Annotated in this window: 11 protein-coding genes, 2 tRNA genes and 1 rRNA gene; 10 read left to right on the top strand and 4 right to left on the bottom strand. The window is 38.8% G+C overall.

Annotated features, from left to right (window positions below; genetic code table 11):
- Window positions 1-250: 250 nt before the first annotated feature.
- A 5S ribosomal RNA gene (rrf, locus tag ABD000_RS13995) occupies window positions 251-358 on the top strand.
- 362 nt (window positions 359-720) lie between these two features.
- Here rrf and ABD000_RS13990 read toward each other — a convergent pair.
- Together ABD000_RS13990 and ABD000_RS13985 are read right to left on the bottom strand one after the other, a co-directional pair.
- The gene (locus ABD000_RS13990; RefSeq protein WP_343768868.1) at window positions 721-1,809 is read right to left on the bottom strand and encodes a CNNM domain-containing protein; all 1,089 of its coding nucleotides are present in this window, start codon (window positions 1,807-1,809) and stop codon (window positions 721-723) included.
- Window positions 1,810-1,883: 74 nt separating this feature from the next.
- Window positions 1,884-3,026 carry an acyl-CoA dehydrogenase family protein gene (locus tag ABD000_RS13985; protein WP_343768866.1) on the bottom strand — a complete coding sequence of 381 codons (1,143 nt, stop codon included), beginning with the start codon at window positions 3,024-3,026 and terminating at the stop codon, window positions 1,884-1,886.
- 215 nt (window positions 3,027-3,241) lie between these two features.
- Between ABD000_RS13985 and ABD000_RS13980 the strand changes: the two genes are divergently transcribed.
- The 8 genes from ABD000_RS13980 (at window position 3,242) to ABD000_RS13945 (ending at window position 9,427) form a co-directional block, all read left to right on the top strand.
- Window positions 3,242-4,468 carry a Glu/Leu/Phe/Val dehydrogenase dimerization domain-containing protein gene (locus ABD000_RS13980; RefSeq protein ID WP_343768864.1) on the top strand — a complete coding sequence of 409 codons (1,227 nt, stop codon included), beginning with the start codon at window positions 3,242-3,244 and terminating at the stop codon, window positions 4,466-4,468.
- Between the two features lie 13 nt (window positions 4,469-4,481).
- Complete coding sequence (gene nhaD / locus ABD000_RS13975) at window positions 4,482-5,852, top strand: sodium:proton antiporter NhaD (RefSeq protein ID WP_343768862.1); 1,371 nt, start codon at window positions 4,482-4,484, stop codon at window positions 5,850-5,852.
- Between the two features lie 50 nt (window positions 5,853-5,902).
- Window positions 5,903-6,595, top strand: a complete 693-nt coding sequence (locus tag ABD000_RS13970) for a MotA/TolQ/ExbB proton channel family protein (RefSeq protein WP_343768860.1) — start codon at window positions 5,903-5,905, stop codon at window positions 6,593-6,595.
- A complete protein-coding gene (locus tag ABD000_RS13965; RefSeq protein WP_343768858.1) occupies window positions 6,592-6,984 on the top strand; it encodes an ExbD/TolR family protein in 393 nt (130 codons plus the stop codon). The genes ABD000_RS13970 and ABD000_RS13965 overlap by 4 nt, the downstream gene beginning before the upstream one ends.
- Before the next feature lie 53 nt (window positions 6,985-7,037).
- Window positions 7,038-7,901 carry an energy transducer TonB gene (locus ABD000_RS13960; RefSeq protein ID WP_343768856.1) on the top strand — a complete coding sequence of 288 codons (864 nt, stop codon included), beginning with the start codon at window positions 7,038-7,040 and terminating at the stop codon, window positions 7,899-7,901.
- A gap of 4 nt (window positions 7,902-7,905) precedes the next feature.
- A complete protein-coding gene (locus ABD000_RS13955) occupies window positions 7,906-9,123 on the top strand; it encodes a bifunctional folylpolyglutamate synthase/dihydrofolate synthase (RefSeq protein ID WP_343768854.1) in 1,218 nt (405 codons plus the stop codon).
- Window positions 9,124-9,180: 57 nt separating this feature from the next.
- Window positions 9,181-9,255 (top strand) — tRNA-Val (locus tag ABD000_RS13950).
- 97 nt (window positions 9,256-9,352) lie between these two features.
- Window positions 9,353-9,427: transfer RNA gene (locus tag ABD000_RS13945), tRNA-Val, on the top strand.
- 204 nt (window positions 9,428-9,631) lie between these two features.
- Here ABD000_RS13945 and ABD000_RS13940 read toward each other — a convergent pair.
- Both ABD000_RS13940 and gldJ read right to left on the bottom strand, forming a co-directional pair.
- Window positions 9,632-10,927: a UDP-N-acetylmuramoyl-tripeptide--D-alanyl-D-alanine ligase gene (locus tag ABD000_RS13940; protein WP_343768852.1), complete on the bottom strand. Its 1,296-nt coding sequence runs from the start codon at window positions 10,925-10,927 to the stop codon at window positions 9,632-9,634.
- A gap of 73 nt (window positions 10,928-11,000) precedes the next feature.
- Window positions 11,001-12,770, bottom strand: a complete 1,770-nt coding sequence (gene gldJ / locus ABD000_RS13935; protein WP_343768849.1) for a gliding motility lipoprotein GldJ — start codon at window positions 12,768-12,770, stop codon at window positions 11,001-11,003.
- A 192-nt stretch (window positions 12,771-12,962) separates the two neighbouring features.
- On the opposite strand from gldJ, the gene porU reads away from it, so the two are divergent.
- The gene (gene porU, locus ABD000_RS13930; RefSeq protein ID WP_343768847.1) at window positions 12,963-16,796 is read left to right on the top strand and encodes a type IX secretion system sortase PorU; all 3,834 of its coding nucleotides are present in this window, start codon (window positions 12,963-12,965) and stop codon (window positions 16,794-16,796) included.
- The last annotated feature ends 32 nt before the right edge of the window (window positions 16,797-16,828 follow it).

Below are 16,828 nucleotides of genomic sequence, written 5' to 3'. Positions count from 1 at the left end.
GTGTAAAGGCAGTAATGTCATAGCCAAGTGATACTAATAACCCGTATGAGCTTATCGCTCAAGATTTTTAAAATCTACAAGTGCTCGATTCAAGAGCGTACAAATTGCTTTATTATTTTTTATGTCAAGATATTAATTCCTGCCTAGGTAGGAAGAGATCCCGAATCAAGTCCGGGATTAAGTTTTAAGGTGGTTCTCCACCTACGCTGAAGCTTCGGTGGACGTAGTAGCGATGGAAGTCACAATGATTTAAGGTGGTTATAGCGATGGGGCTCACCTCTTACCTTTCCGAACAGAGAAGTTAAGCCCATCAGCGCAGATGGTACTGCATCCGTGGGAGAGTATGTCGCCGCCTTCTTTTAAAGACTCAATCATTTATATGGTTGGGTCTTTTTTTATCCACTAAATCTTATCCCCTAAAATCCCCTCCCCCTAAATCCCCCTAAGGGGGACTCTATACATTTTCAATAGTAAGGTACCTGAGTGCTTGATTTTGAGGGTTATTAGACTGAGGTCTAAGACCGGATGCTGTTTAAATGTATAGGTTCAAGGGAATATTACGTGTACAATCAAAAGATTACTTCGAAGCATAGGCTTCTCGCAACTCCCTTCGGGCAGGGATAGCAGCGGCATCCTCTTTCCCAAAACTCTGGGAAAGAGATATAGCGGATAGCCCGGTCACGTCGACAGAATGAGACGAGAGCACGCAGAAACATACGTTTAATCCAACGGGTCTTTTAACTGCCCAAAAACATTTTCTATTGCATCTGTTAAGGTGACTAGACCAACTACATTATTATTCTCAAGGAGCATACAAAGTTCTTGATCTTCGGACTGGAAGGCATCTATTAATTCACTGATCGAAATAGAACAATCTCTGGTCATTTTGCCTTTTGTGAGACTGGATATTTTCTTCTTGCCAGTATTAAGGGCTTCATAATTAAGTAGAATAGATGGGACATATATATTGCCAGCGTACTGCTTGCCTGATTGATTCATTAGCGGATATCTAGAGTGTTTACTCTGTGCAATGCGCTCAATATTTTCTTGAAAGTCTATGCTCTCATCAAGACTGATGACATTTTTTAGTTTAACCATTATTTTTGTTGCGGGTGTGTTGCCAATATCATAGGATTTAACAATTTCATCAACGCGATCTTTAGAAAGGGAGGTTTTTTCTTTAAGAAAATCTACAATGGCTGTTCTTGTTGTGGTTCTTGCTTGTGTATTATCGTTATTTTTTTCTTCGGAATCGTTTGACTGACCTTCTTGTTCTACCCAAGATCTGGTCATCTCAACTCCAAAGAGTTTTAAGGTCCATTTTGCTAAGCCATCGCCGAAAATGATGAATGGATACATGATTTTAGTCCACCAGTAGAGAAACCCACTTCCGAATTTTGCAGCTTTAATGGGTTTCTCTACTCCAAAGTAGGTTGGTGCTTGCTCTCCCCAGATTTTGTGTGCTAAATTAATGATTATCAGTCCAACTACAATTGAGATCGATTTGACTGTTCCTGATGAGAAACCAAACATTGTGATTAAGGGTTCAATCAATTTTGTGACTGCGGGTTCAAAAATAACGCCTAAAAGTACACTGGTCGTAGAAATACCTAGCTGACACCCCGTTAGATATATTTCTAATTTATTAGTCATCTCCCAAGCTCTATCCAGCGCGGGATTTTCTTCTAATTCTTCTTTGTCATATTGTCGTAAACGAGTGAGACCAAATTCTGTAAGGACAAACATAGCGTTTAGAAGTATTAGTACTATACCTCCAAAAATTCGTAGGGTTATTTCTAGCGTGTCCATCAATTTGATTTTACGCTTGAATATAAAAAAAGCACCTTACTTTCGTAAGATGCTTAGTTGATAGAGTTAAGAACTTAATCTTTTAGAACACTTCTAGAGATGACGATTTTTTGAATTTCTGAAGTGCCTTCATAAATTTGAGTGATTTTTGCATCCCTCATAAGGCGTTCTACGTGATATTCTTTGACGTAACCATTACCACCATGGACTTGGACGGCATCTGTAGCGACTTCCATCGCGACCTGTGACGCATATAGTTTGGCCATCGCACCGCTAAGGTCATAATTATCGCCATTGTCCTTGTCTGCTGCGGATTTATATACTAATAATCTGGCGGCTTCAATTTTTGTGTGCATATCTGCAAGCATAAATGCTATTGCCTGATGATTCATGATTTCTGTACCAAAAGCCTTACGCACTTTTGAATATTCCTTCGCTAATTCATACGCTCCGGCAGCGATACCCAATGCTTGAGCAGCAATGCCTATACGACCACCTGCCAAGGTTTTCATGGCGAATTTAAAACCAAAACCGTCTTCACCAATTCGATTTTCTTTAGGCACTTTTACATCATTGAAGATTAATGAATGTGTGTCGCTCCCACGAATACCCATTTTATCTTCTTTTGGACCTATTTCAAAACCCTCCCATCCTTTTTCTACAATAAAGGCATTTATCCCGCGATGTTTTTTCTCACGATCGGTTTGAGCGATTACGAGGTAATAGTCTGCGGAATTTCCGTTAGTGATCCAGTTTTTGGTTCCGTTTAGGATATAATGATCACCTTTATCAATCGCAGTTGTTTTTTGAGAAGTTGCATCGCTACCGGCTTCGGGTTCACTTAGACAGAAGGCTCCAATAGATTCTCCCGTAGTAAGTTTGGTTAAGTATTTTTCTTTTTGCTCTTTGGATCCATAGGTATCTAATCCCCAGCATACCAAGGAATTGTTTACTGAAACTACTACAGAGGCTGAAGCATCAACTTTGGACAATTCTTCCATAGCAATAACGTATGAAATTGTGTCCATTCCTCCACCTCCATATTCAGGATCAGCCATCATCCCCATAAATCCCAGTTCACCTAATTTTTTAATTTGTTCGGCGGGGAAGGTCTGGGTATTATCTCTTTCTATTACGCCATCTAACAATTCGTTTTTAGCAAAGTCTCTTGCAGCATCACGAATCATTTGATGTTCTTCAGTCAATTTAAAATCCATAGTTGGGTATATTCTATCAGTTATAAAGCGCTGCAAATATAAGTTTTACTTAGGGTATTATCAATGGAAGCCTCTAGTTTTTGCGAATTCTTAAACTACGAAGATTCTAACAGGACCAAATCAAAAATATTTGAATTTTGAAGTCATAGGCTAAGGAGTTTTATATATTTGTGATGCTGTACTTTTTGTGGCACATCTTCAACCTTTTTTTCTATATGAAAGAGCTTCTAAGCCAATTTGAAAATAAATCACCCGAAATCGTTTTTCATTGGAATGATCCCGAAACTGAGGCTGAGGGATGGACCGTGATCAACTCTTTACGTGGGGGAGCTGCTGGTGGTGGAACCAGGATGCGTGAAGGTTTGGATAAAAATGAAGTACTATCCTTAGCAAAAACGATGGAGGTGAAGTTTACGGTTTCTGGACCTGCTATTGGCGGAGCTAAATCTGGAATAAATTTTAATCCTCAGGATCCCCGAAAACGAGGTGTACTGGAACGTTGGTATAAGGCGGTTTCTCCCTTGCTCAAAAGTTATTACGGCACTGGTGGAGATTTGAATGTAGATGAGATTCATGAAGTAATTCCAATCACAGAAGAATGCGGCGTTTGGCATCCACAGGAAGGTGTTTTTAATGGGTATTTTAAGCCTACAGAAGCTGATAAAATTAACCGCATTGGTCAATTGAGGCAAGGTGTTATCAAGGTCATAGAGAACCCTGCCTTTTCTCCAGATATTTCAAGAAAGTACACCATTGCTGATATGATCACAGGATTTGGGGTGGCCGAAGCCGCGCGGCATTATTATGATATTTTTGGTGGAAATCTAAAAGGTAAGCGTGTAGTTGTTCAAGGTTTTGGTAATGTTGGATCGTCTGCGGCATATTATATTACCCAAATGGGAGCTAAAATTGTTGGGATTATTGATCATGCAGGTGGCTTAATCAATGAAGAAGGATTTTCTTTTGAAGAGATTAAAGGCCTATATTTATCTAAGCAGGGAAATAAATTGTATCATCCAGATATGATCTCCTTTGAAGAGATCAATGACGCTATTTGGTCCTTAGAAACCGAAGTTTTTTTACCCTGTGCGGCATCACGACTGATTTCACAAGATCAAATTGATCAATTGATTGAAACCGGACTCGAGGTAATTTCATGTGGTGCCAATGTACCCTTTGCTGATAAAGAAATTTTCTTTGGATCTATTATGGAAAGTACCGATGCGAAAGTAAGTCTGATTCCAGATTTTATTTCAAACTGTGGAATGGCGCGCGTATTTTCGTATTTTATGGAGCGTAAGGTTCAAATGACAGACGAAGCTATATTTGAGGATACTTCCTCCACTATTAAGTCAGCTATACAGCGTATATTTGAGTTAACCCCAGAAAAAACACATATTAGTCAATCGGCTTTTGAAATCGCCTTAACACAACTTGTTTAATACATAACATCATATGGAATCGATTATTATTCTTGTATTTATCCTTGGATATCTCTCAATAACCCTAGAACATCCTTTAAAATTAGACAAGACGGTCCCTGCTTTGATTATGTCTGCCGTAATGTGGGCATTGCTGGCTGTGGGTTTTAAAAACGGCTGGTTTAACGTAGTTGACACGCATGAACATGTCTATAGCTTTCTTACGGGAGGTGAAGCAGCAGAGGAAGGTTTTGAAAACACTCTTTTACATCACTTAGGTAAAACAGCCGAAATCCTGATCTTCCTAATAGGTGCTATGACTATAGTGGAGATCATTGATTTACATCGGGGATTTGAAATATTAAAGGGAGCAGTTAAAACCAGAAGCAAACGAAAACTGCTCTGGATCATTGGCGTGTTGGCGTTTATCCTTTCGGCCATCATTGATAATTTGACCGCAACTATTGTTCTAATCACTTTATTAAGAAAGCTGATTCCAAATAAGCAAGATCGATTATGGTACGCTGGTTTAGTTGTTATTGCAGCCAACGCCGGTGGTGCCTGGTCTCCTATTGGTGATGTAACAACAACTATGTTGTGGATTGCTAATAAAGTGACGGCATTAGGTTTGATGGAATATTTGATTATTCCATCAATTGTTTGTTTTGTTGTTCCCTTTACGGTGGCATCATTTCTTCCCATTTTTAAGGGACAGATGGAATTGGAGAATTCTGAAGAAGATAAAGTTTCACAGCGTTTGTTGTCCAGTAAAACTATGCTTTTTCTTGGGTTGGGCGGAATAGTTTCTGTACCGGTTTTTAAGACACTTACGCATTTACCTCCATATATGGGTATGATGTTAGCACTAGGAGTGGTATGGTTGGTATCTGAATATATTCATCCCGAAGAAGATTTTACGAATGAGCGGAAGCATCTCTACTCTGCGCATAAAGCTTTATCGCGAATAGAAATCTCTAGCATTCTCTTTTTCTTAGGAATATTGATGGCCGTTGCGGCGTTAGAGTCTCTTGTTTTTGGAACAATTGGTGGGGAAGAAGTAGGGACGTTACGCTATCTGGCAGAAGTTCTTCAAAATGCCATTCCCAATCAGGATGTAGTTGTCCTACTGTTAGGAGTACTTTCTGCGATCATTGACAATGTGCCTTTAGTTGCTGCGTCAATGGGGATGTATGTTTCGCCAACAGATTCAGAATTATGGCATTTCATTGCTTATTCAGCAGGGACCGGTGGAAGTATGCTTATTATCGGATCTGCTGCCGGAGTTGCAGCTATGGGAATGGAAAAAATAGATTTTATTTGGTACCTTAAAAAGCTTTCATGGCTTGCATTCATTGGTTTCATTGCAGGGGCATTTACTTTTTTGGGAATACAAGCGATGTTTTGATTACAATGAAATCATACTTACTACGTTATTCTTACTAAATCTATTATTTCATGCTAGCAACTTTCATTCAGGAAGTACAAGAAGTAGAACCTGTTTCTGAAGAAAAAACACTTTCTCTACTTGATCTTTTATTAAGTGGTGGTACGGGTGGAACCATAATTATTGGTATTTTATTCATCTTGTTATTCACGGCAATTTATATCTATTTTGAACGGTTCTTCGCCATAAAAGCAGCCTCAAAAACAGATAAGGATTTTATGAATCAAATTAAAGATTCTGTATCCTCTGGAAATATTGAAGCGGCAAAAATACGTTGCGCTAAAGAAAATTCTCCTGTGGCCAGATTGACTGAACGAGGCATATCGCATATTGGTCGACCGCTTGATGATATCAATACCGCGATTGAAAATGCCGGAAGACTAGAAGTATATAAACTAGAAAAAAATGTTAGTGTTTTAGCAACCATTGCTGGGGCAGGACCTATGTTAGGATTTCTGGGTACTGTTATAGGGATGGTAGTGGCATTTCACGAGTTAGCATCAAGTAGCGGTCAAGCCGAAATGGGATCACTGGCAGAAGGTATCTATACCGCAATGACCACCACAGTAGCAGGACTGATCGTTGGGATTATTGCTTATATTGGTTACAATCACCTGGTAGTACGAACAGATAAGGTCGTTCATCAAATGGAAGCTACTGCAGTTGATTTCTTGGATCTCTTAAATGAACCCTCTAAAAAATGAATTTAAGAGGTAGAAATAAGATAAGTCCGGAGTTTAGTATGTCTTCCATGACAGACATTGTGTTTTTGTTACTGGTTTTCTTTATGTTGACATCGCCGGTCATTACGCCTGAAGCACTGGATTTAATTTTGCCTAAGGCGAAAGGAAAAACCAGCAATGTTCAGTCATTATCGGTTAGTATTACAAAAGATTTGCAGTATTATATCAATAAAGAACGCGTGACAGAATCTAACTTAGAGCGTAAACTTACCACCCGTTTAGGTAGTGTTGAAGATCCTACAATCATTCTAAGAGCAGAAGAGGGCGTGCCGATCGAAAAGGCGGTACGAGTGATGGATATTGCAAATCGCAATCGATACAAGGTCGTATTGGCCGTACGTCCAGACTAATCAAATAGTATTCTATGCAGTAAGGCTACGCATCATTTGTTATAACATATCCCATGCTTGAGACCATTCATCAACGAAAATCAATGGCTATTACAATTACAGTGCATGTAGTGCTTATATTGTTGTTGCTATTCTTTGGGTTTACATATTTAGATCCACCCGAGGAGAATGGAATTGCGGTAAACTTTGGAACATCAGAGGTGGGTAGCGGAAACATTCAGCCACAAAAATCCGTTCAATCTGCTCCTCAAGAAGAAGTTGTGACTCCTGCCGAATCTGTTCCTAAAACCTCTTCGGCGCAAGCCAAACCAGAAGAAACAGCTATAGAAGAAGAAGTCGTTACCCAGGAATCTCAAGAAGCAATTGCACTTAAGAAAAAACAGGAAGCTGAGCGTAAAGCTGAAGCCGTAAAAAAAGCCAAGGCAGAGGCTGAAGCTAAAGCTGAGGCAGAGCGTATTGCGAAACAGCAACGAGAAGAAGCCGAGAAAAAAAGAAAACTGGATGCGCTAATCGGTGGTGTAGCATCCTCAGATGGAGACTCCGGAGGCGAGGGAGACGATAATAAACCCGGTGATAAAGGTTCACCAGATGGTGATCCAAACGCAAAATCATATTATGGGAGTGGGGTTGGCTTAGATGGCGATGGAAACTACAGATTAAAAGGCCGAAAAGCACTTAGCAAGAAAAAATATGTTCAAGAGTGCAACGAATCAGGGATAGTAGTGGTTCAAATAGAGGTCGATCAAAATGGTAAGGTGATTCTTGCTATCCCCGGAGTAAAGGGAACTACAAATAACGCATCCTGTTTAACCAATCCGGCAAAACGCGCAGCTTTAGCCACTACATTTAATGCAGATGCAAACGCCCCATCCAAACAGGTAGGGACCATCATTTACGAATTCAGACTTTCAGATTAGAACTTTGACGTATCCTGAAACCATAGCATGGTTGTTCTTGCAATTGCCCATGTATCAACAAAAGGGAAAAGTTGCATATAAGGCAGATCTTTCTAATAGTTTGCTTCTCGATCAGCATCTAAGTCATCCTCATCTTGCATTCAAAACAATACACGTTGCTGGGACGAACGGTAAGGGTTCTACGTGCCATATGTTGGCTTCGGTCTTACAGGAGGCTGGATATACCGTTGGGTTGTACACCTCACCTCATTTAAAGGATTTTAGAGAGCGTATTCGGGTTAATGGCGAGATGATTTCAAAAAAGAATGTACAATCTTTTGTAGAAAAGCACAAGGACTTTTTTGAACAACATCATTTTTCTTTTTTTGAAATGACCGTGGGGCTTGCATTCAACTATTTTCAAAAGCAAAAGGTGGATATTGCTATTATCGAAACCGGTCTTGGGGGTCGCCTGGACTCCACTAATATAATTACCCCTATGGTTTCTGTAATTACTAATATTGGATATGACCACCAGCAATTTTTAGGAGATACATTAACTAAAATAGCATCAGAAAAAGCCGGAATAATTAAGCCAAGGACTCCAGTAATTATTGGAGAAACTCAGCACGAAACGAAAGATGTGTTTATGGCTTTCGCCGAAGAAGATAAATCCCCAATTTATTTTGCGGATCAAGATAATATAACAAATTATGAAAGTGATTTAAAAGGAGTTTACCAACAGAAGAATCAAAAAACCGTTTTAAAAACACTGGAGATTCTTATTGATAAAGGGTTTAGTATATCTGAAAAACATAAAACTGAAGGGTTAAAAAATGTAGTTGCAAATACGGGTTTAAAGGGGAGATGGCATGTCCTTCAAGAACGCCCAAAGGTGATTTGCGATACAGCGCATAATCAAGAAGGTTTAACACTGGTGTTGGATCAGCTGGCTCAGGAAAATTATAAACACTTGCATATAGTTCTGGGAACCTTAAGAGATAAAGACTTATCAAAATTATTACTTCTTTTTCCAAAGACTGCGACTTATTATTTTTGTTCACCTACCGTAGAGCGTGGACTAGCGGCAGAGGTTTTGAAGCGAGAAGCTGAAAAATACGGCTTAGCTGGTAGCGCGTTCAGCTCAGTTCTAATTGCATATAATGAAGCAATTAAAGAAGCGAATCAGGATGACGTTATATTCATAGGAGGCAGCACTTTTACGGTAGCCGAAATTGTTTGATATTTTTTTAAATTTATTTTTCTACATAGAAAAATACGCTATATTTGCACCCGCTTAGGGCAATTAGCTCAGTTGGTTCAGAGCACCTCGTTTACACCGAGGGGGTCGGGGGTTCGAATCCCTCATTGCCCACGAGAAAAATCCTCATCTTTTTTGATGAGGATTTTTTTATTTTGGGTAAATATCTGAGTCTTGAGATAATAGAGTTTAGTATATTTGTGAAGTAATAGGAGTGTTAGCTCAGTTGGTTCAGAGCACCACCTTGACAGGGTGGGGGTCACTGGTTCGAATCCAGTACACTTCACGTAAAGCATAATCCCGATCCATTGCAAAATGGGTCGGGATTTTTAGTTTTGGAACAAGTAAAGCAGAGCTTTGAGATCGTGGAAAAACTGAAAATTCCAGAGTTTGCGTTTAGCGGATTAGAAGTAGAATTGATTCTGGATGCAAAATAAATCTAGCGCACCTCTTATTAAAAAGACAGTTCAATCTATATGAACCGCATTTTTTATTCAATGAGGTCAACGATTCGTTCTAAGGCCATTCCGCGTGAAGCCTTAATGAAACAATAGGTATTTGAAAAGTTGACTCCTTTCAAAAAAGCTTCGGCTTCATTATAATCACTAAAGCGTTTAGTTTTTTGTTCTGTAGAACTAGTTTGTCCAAATGTTTCTCCAATCAAAATTAGCTGATTTATGTCACCGGATTCAGCTAAATTAACAATGGCCTGATGTTCTTCTAAGGCAGTTTTTCCAACTTCAAACATATCGCCAAGAATTGCAATTTTATAGGAATTGGCTACTTTAAATAAGTTTTCTAAGGCAGCATTCATACTGGTGGGATTTGCATTATAAGCATCTAATAAAATAGTAGCACTGTTCTTTTTAATGATCTGGGATCTGTTGTTTCTAGGAACATAATTTTCTATTGCCTTTTTTATCTCAGTAACAGAGACGTTAAAATTAGCAGCAATCGCACAAGCCGCGGCAATGTTCGAACAATTATAAAAGCCTGTGAGATTACTTTTGATTGTGACTCCATTAAACCTAACACTGGCAAATTCTGTCTCTGGTAAATAGTCTATTGGATAATCGGCAGTTGAACTACCAAATGTATTACGTTCTATTCCGGCTGATTTTTCCAGTTGAATTCGATCATCGGCATTTACAAAAGCCGTTTTATTATGTAATCTTAGATGATCGTAGAGTTCACTTTTGCCTTTTATTACTCCTTCTATTCCGCCGAAACCCTCAAGATGGGCTTTACCATAATTTGTGATCAATCCATAGTCCGGTTGTGCAATCTTAGAGAGAGCTTGAATCTCTTTTTGATGATTTGCCCCCATTTCGACTACGCCTATTTGAGTAGACGAGTTCATCGACAGCAACGTCAATGGAACACCTATATGGTTATTGAGATTTCCTTTGGTAGCTGTAATATTAAATTGTGCAGAGAGGCAGGCGGTGATGAGTTCTTTTGTGGTTGTTTTTCCGTTGCTTCCGGTTAGGGCGATCACCGGGATACCTAGATAATTACGGTGATAACTTGCCAGTTCTTGCAGGGTTTTTAAAACATCATCTACTAGTATAAGGTGATCATTTTTTTCATCTATTGTTTCATCTATTGTTTCATCTATGATGGCGTAAGTAGCTCCATTTTTTATTGCTTCCCTAGCATATTGATTACCGTTGAAATTCTCTCCTTTTAGTGCGAAAAATAGTTTATTTGGTTTAATTGATCGAGTGTCGGTAGATATTCCGCTACTGTTGAGAAATTTTTGGTGTAAATTCTTGATATCAATCATGGTATTCTATATTATAAAAAAACCCTTTTCAGGTTACTGAAAAGGGTCAAATTATGTATTATAATTCAAATAATTATCCGCGTTGACGTTTATTACCTTGAGATTTAGAACCAACTCTAGACATTGCATTTCTAAATCCAATATAATCTGTTGCCATATCTTGTGGAAAGTATCTACGTTGCGCTGGGTCTAACCAGTACGCTCTATCTCTCCATGATCCACCTTTGTACACTCGAACCTGATTGTCTATTAACGATGTTCTGGTGCCACTTCTATCATATTCTCTAGTCATTTCATCCATTTTCACCTCACGTGGGGCGATAATGGTATCTGGAACCATTACATACTCACCATCGATGTACTCTTCGCGCTCACCGTACGTTGTATCATATACTGTTCTTGTAGCTTTACCCACTGATTGAATTGGGGAGTTATACATCCTTTTTGACGCGGGTATTTCTTCTCCATTATTTCCTTGGTTGTAGTAACGCGATGAGGCTCTGTCGCCGTCTCTAAAGTCACGGTTATCACTTTCAGAGAATTGTGTTCTTAGGTACGTTTCATTCTCATCTACGGGAACATTAACGATCTCACCAGGTAAGTTTCTGGCAATAATGCGACCATTGCTTAAGGTATCATAGACAACAGTTTGCGGGTCTACAACAACTACCTGTCCTAAACTATCAATAGCGTTTTTAGTGTAAACGTTACCACGGTAGTAATTAAAATCATTAAAATCATCATCCACAACCGGGCGATAAACATCTGCAACCCATTCTGCAACATTACCTGCCATGTCAAAAAGTCCATAGTCATTGGATTCGTAAGACATTACCTCTGCTGTGATATCAGCGCCATCGTCACTCCAACCAGCTATTCCTCCATAATCTCCATCACCTTGCTTAAAGTTAGCTCTTTGATCTCCACGTCCACGTCTTGAAGAAGTACGCGTATATTTTCCGTCCCACGGGTATTTTTTTCTTCCGCGATAAGAATTATATTCTCTCAATCCTATCAGACCTAAAGCAGCATATTCCCATTCAGCTTCAGTAGGAAGTCTGTATTCAGGTTGTAAAACACCATCTTTTCGTTGAACATATATTCCAGTTGTTGTACTGTCACGTTCTAGTCTTCTTTCAACAAGTCTACCTTGTAATAGTGAATCATTACCTCCATAAACTTGAGTCGGCGCATTAATGTATGTTTCTGTGTTGAAAGGAATATCTACTTCTCCTTTTTGAGCGGCGTATCTCGCGCCTCGTGTACTATATCCCTGTTCTTCAAGAATTAATTCGTTTACACGATCTGTTCTCCATTGACTAAATTCGACCGCTTGAATCCAATTAACTCCTACAACAGGATAATTTCTATAAGCCGGATGGCGCAAGTAATTATTAATCATAGTTTCATTGTAGCCTAGACGATTTCTCCACACTAACGTATCTGGAACAGCACCATTATAAATATTCATATAGTTTGGCTCACTGGGAGGAAATGTACTCTTTAACCAGTCCAGGTATTCAAGATACATGAGGTTAGTAACCTCTGTCTCATCCATGTAGAAGGATTGAATGTGCTGTTGTGACGGGGAGTTATTCCAGTCGTGCATCACATCATCTTGAACTCTACCCATAGTAAAGGTTCCTCCTTCAATAAAAACTAAACCTGGGGCGGTAGTTTGTTCCTGATAAGAGGTATTGTACTGAAAACCTCCATCTCTACTGTTGAATTTCCAACCTGTAGCTCTGGATGAATCTTTGTAATCTCTTGAATTATTACAGCTGGTTGCGATGGCAACCATCATTATTACTGTAAAAATTCTGAAAACGACAGTCATTTTCATAGTGTATAATTTGTAGGCTTTAAGGGCGCAAGATAATAATTAACCCTTAATTAGCAATATGAATTATTTTTTTACTCCAGATTGCGCCAAATTCTTACAGAATAAACGCTATTGATACTGCATTATTACTCCTTAGGTATTATTTTTGTTTAATTGAATACTACAGCATTTTATTTAGCGTTTTACAGACTCATGAGAGGTTTTTTAACTATATTTTTATTATTTCTCTTTGTTACACTTCATGGTCAATCGAGAAAAATTGAGGTCGATTGGGGTGATAATTCCCGTATTAAAGCACGTAGTATGATTCAGCGTTTTGGTGATTTTTCCCATCCAACGCTTTACTTTTCTGCCGATGAAAAGACTATTTCATATACTTATCAAATAAAAACGACCGAACGTGGTCTAAATAGTAGCATTGAGCTTAAGAATGTAGTTTATAAAACAATATCAGCAAATGAGTTGGAGGGTCTAGATGTAGCTAACGTACCATCAAAAATAGATGCCAAGGTTTTTTATTCCTCTGCGCGTGGGGTAGGTTATAAAACTATTAGGTTCAATCCTATTATCAAAAAGGGAAATACCTATCAAAAAGTTGTTTCTTACACATTCCCTGTGCCATTGAACAGGACCTCTACTCAGTTGAAAGTAGAGAATAAAGCTCAAGCCATAAGCAATTCTGTTTTGGCAGAGGGCACCTGGAGGCGATTCTATGTAGAAGAAAACGGCATTCAACGGATTGACAGAGGCTTTTTAAGTAACCTGGGTTATAACGTAGGCACTATAGATCCTTCTAAAATTAAAATTTATAGTTACGGAGGTAGAATGATGCCTTATCTTAATTCAGATAATTTGTTCTATGACATCCCTCAACTAAGTATAGAAGTGGTGGGAGGAAACGATGGTAGTTTTGATTCGGGGGATTACATCCTATTTTATGGCGAAAGCACACGTGGCTATAATCCTGAATTTAAAACCCATGTAAATGCATATACAGATCGTGCTTACTATTATATCAGGGTAGAAGGCGACAATGGCAAACGCGTGACTCCTTACAATGAGCCAATTGGAATTCCCCAGCATGTATTGACATCATTCACTGAGCGACAATTCTACGAGTCTGATGAAGAAAACCCCGCTAAAGCCGGACGCAGGTGGATAGGTGACCGCTTTGATATTCAATCTGAACGCACCTATAGTTTTGATTTTGCTAATCTGGTTCCAAATTCTACGATGAGGGTAATTCCTTTCACAGCATCAGCGTCCAATGGCGGATCTCATACCATATCGGTCGATGGGCAGGAATTGATAACAGTGGGCTACGGGAATAGTCTAGCCAATTTTAAAGATACTAATCCTATATCAATCCCTGGAAAAGAGTCTTTTGATATTACACTCACATATAATAATGAAGGAAACCCCAGCAACATTGGGTATTTAGATTTTTTAGCGGTAGAGGCTCAGCGCCAACTTAGGTCGGCGGATAAGCAGTTGATATTTTCTAATGAAGAAGTAGAAACTCTTTCTGGTATAGGAGAATATAGGATTGAAGATGCACAAAATATTTCTGCTGTTTGGGATATAACATCTCCTTACAGTGTTTCTGCCATTTCAAACACAGATAATTCATCATTGCTTACATTCAACGCTCCAATGGGGACTAAGAAATTGTATGCTGCTATTGAGGAAGGTAAATTCTTTACCCCGAGAATAGATAACACAAGTCAGGTTTCTAATCAAAATTTAAAGGGAACCATATTTAATAACGGTCAGGGAGGTTTTGAAGATATAGATTACCTAGTGATCACGTCACAAGAATTAAAAGCCCAAGCAGAGCGATTAGCGCAACATCGCGCGGAATCAGATAACTTGACTACAAGAGTTGTCACGTTAGATCAGATTTATCATGAGTTTGGTCCGGGAGCACAGGATATCGTGGCGATACGTAATTTTGTAAAGTATGTATATGATAATGCTTCCGGAGACACTAATAGATTAAAATACTTATGCTTATTCGGTGATACATCGTTGGATTATAAGAACAGATTACGCGATAATAATAATATTGTCCCTACATATCATGCATTTGTAAGTAACTCTGGAGGAGCTGCAAATTTTATGTCAGATGATTTCTTCGGGATGATGGACGCACAGGAAGGAAGACTTGATACAGAAAATAGTGTTAACAAACTAGATATTGCTGTGGGGAGAATCTTAGCAGATACGCCCCAGTTGGCTAAAGAAATGGTGGATAAAATTATTGCATATGAGACTGAACCTTCGTACGGTCGCTGGAGAAACAACTTTGTTTTAATATCAGACGATGTTGATGAAGTTTGGGAGCATAGTGATATTCAAGTAGAGCTGGATTCTCTGGGAGATGATCTGTCTCTCCGGCAACCTTTTATTAACGTATATAAAATTCATAGTGATGCATTTCTACAAGAATCTTCTGCAGGTGGTGATCGCTACCCCAGGGTAAATGAGGCGATTGCGAATGCGGTAGAAGTAGGAGCATCTGTCATCAATTATTTTGGTCATGGAGGAGAGGATGGACTTGCCAAAGAATTTATTGTTACTAAAGGGCAAGTACAGGATTATAGCAATACAAACAAATATAATCTTCTTATCACCGTAACCTGTGAGTTTACACGATTTGATAATCCTTTGAGAAAGACCGCCGGAGAATACAATTACTGGAATCCCCAGGGAGGGTCTATTGCAATGATCACCACCACAAGAACGATTGATGCTAATAATGGTGACATCATTAATGACACCTTAGCGCGCTACCTTTTTAACTATGATAATAATCTAGTCCTGGATACTGCAGCTGAATCATTTAGAAAGGCTAAGGTAGAATTATCCAGTAGATCTAAGCGTGTCCTATTTTTTGTGGGTGATCCCGCCTTGAAAATTGCATTCCCTAAGCCAGAAATCCAATTAACGGCCATTAACGACTCCCCAATAACTAATGGAATTGAACAAATTAAGGCCCTGGATAAGGTGAAGATCTCTGGAAATTTAGTGAACAGCTCTGGTCAAGTGGTCACTAATTATAACGGAACACTAGAAACAACTATTTTTGACAAACGCATTGCCAGAGAAACATTGGCGAATGATAATGTTTCAAACGGCGGAAATGTACTAAAGCTTCAATTTACCACATTGGGGAATATCATATATCGTGGTCAGGCATCCATCACCAATGGGTTATTTGATTTTGAATTTGTCGTACCTAAAGATATTCAGCTAAATGTAGGTAAAGGGCGAATTAGCTTCTATGCCAAGCGTGAGGGAGTATTAGAAGATCAACGTGGATATAATAATGATATTTTAATTGGAGGATTAAATGAAAATGCTCCAGAGGATAATATAGGGCCAGAAATTGAGTTATTCATGAATTACGAAGGATTTGTATCTGGCGGGATTACGAATGAGAGTCCTTTTATCATTGCCAAACTTAGTGATGAGAATGGAATTAATACTACCGGTGGGGTGGGACATGATCTAATTGCTTATTTGGATGGAGATGAAAGTAATCCTTACGTGGTAAACGATTATTACGAATCTAATGTTGATGATTTTACAAAAGGAACCGTTAGTTATAAATTAAGGGATATTGAGCCAGGTTTACATACATTGACGTTTAGAGCCTGGGATACCTATAATAATTCAGCTACTTCAGAGATTCAATTTGTAGTGGCAGATGACCAGGGAATAAAAGTTGAGCATGTGTTGAATTATCCCAATCCTTTTACAAGTTATACCGAGTTTTGGTTTGACCACAATCGCCCTTTTGAACCCTTAGAAGTACAGGTGCAAGTTTTTACAGTTTCAGGGAAGATCGTTTGGTCTAGAAATCAAACCATTGTAAGTGAAGGACGGTCAAGAGACATTACGTGGGATGGCAGGGATGATTTTGGAAGCCGAATAGGAAAGGGAGTCTATGTTTATAAATTAACTGTACGATCCACTCTAACCAACAAAAAAACAGAGAAGTACGAGAAGCTTGTTATTCTCTAATAGATTTAAATATATTTGTCCTCATTAGAAAA

This window comes from Gangjinia marincola, assembly GCF_039523415.1.
GTDB lineage: Bacteria > Bacteroidota > Bacteroidia > Flavobacteriales > Flavobacteriaceae > Gangjinia > Gangjinia marincola.
This window is presented reverse-complemented; position numbering and strand designations above follow the sequence as displayed.

Coding starts and splice junctions, on each gene's coding strand:
- ABD000_RS13990 (WP_343768868.1), bottom strand. CDS start 1,809: ATGGACACGCTAGAAATAACCCTACGAATTTTTGGAGGTATAGTACTA.
- ABD000_RS13985 (WP_343768866.1), bottom strand. CDS start 3,026: ATGGATTTTAAATTGACTGAAGAACATCAAATGATTCGTGATGCTGCA.
- ABD000_RS13980 (WP_343768864.1), top strand. CDS start 3,242: ATGAAAGAGCTTCTAAGCCAATTTGAAAATAAATCACCCGAAATCGTT.
- nhaD (WP_343768862.1), top strand. CDS start 4,482: ATGGAATCGATTATTATTCTTGTATTTATCCTTGGATATCTCTCAATA.
- ABD000_RS13970 (WP_343768860.1), top strand. CDS start 5,903: ATGCTAGCAACTTTCATTCAGGAAGTACAAGAAGTAGAACCTGTTTCT.
- ABD000_RS13965 (WP_343768858.1), top strand. CDS start 6,592: ATGAATTTAAGAGGTAGAAATAAGATAAGTCCGGAGTTTAGTATGTCT.
- ABD000_RS13960 (WP_343768856.1), top strand. CDS start 7,038: ATGCTTGAGACCATTCATCAACGAAAATCAATGGCTATTACAATTACA.
- ABD000_RS13940 (WP_343768852.1), bottom strand. CDS start 10,927: ATGATTGATATCAAGAATTTACACCAAAAATTTCTCAACAGTAGCGGA.
- gldJ (WP_343768849.1), bottom strand. CDS start 12,770: ATGAAAATGACTGTCGTTTTCAGAATTTTTACAGTAATAATGATGGTT.
- porU (WP_343768847.1), top strand. CDS start 12,963: ATGAGAGGTTTTTTAACTATATTTTTATTATTTCTCTTTGTTACACTT.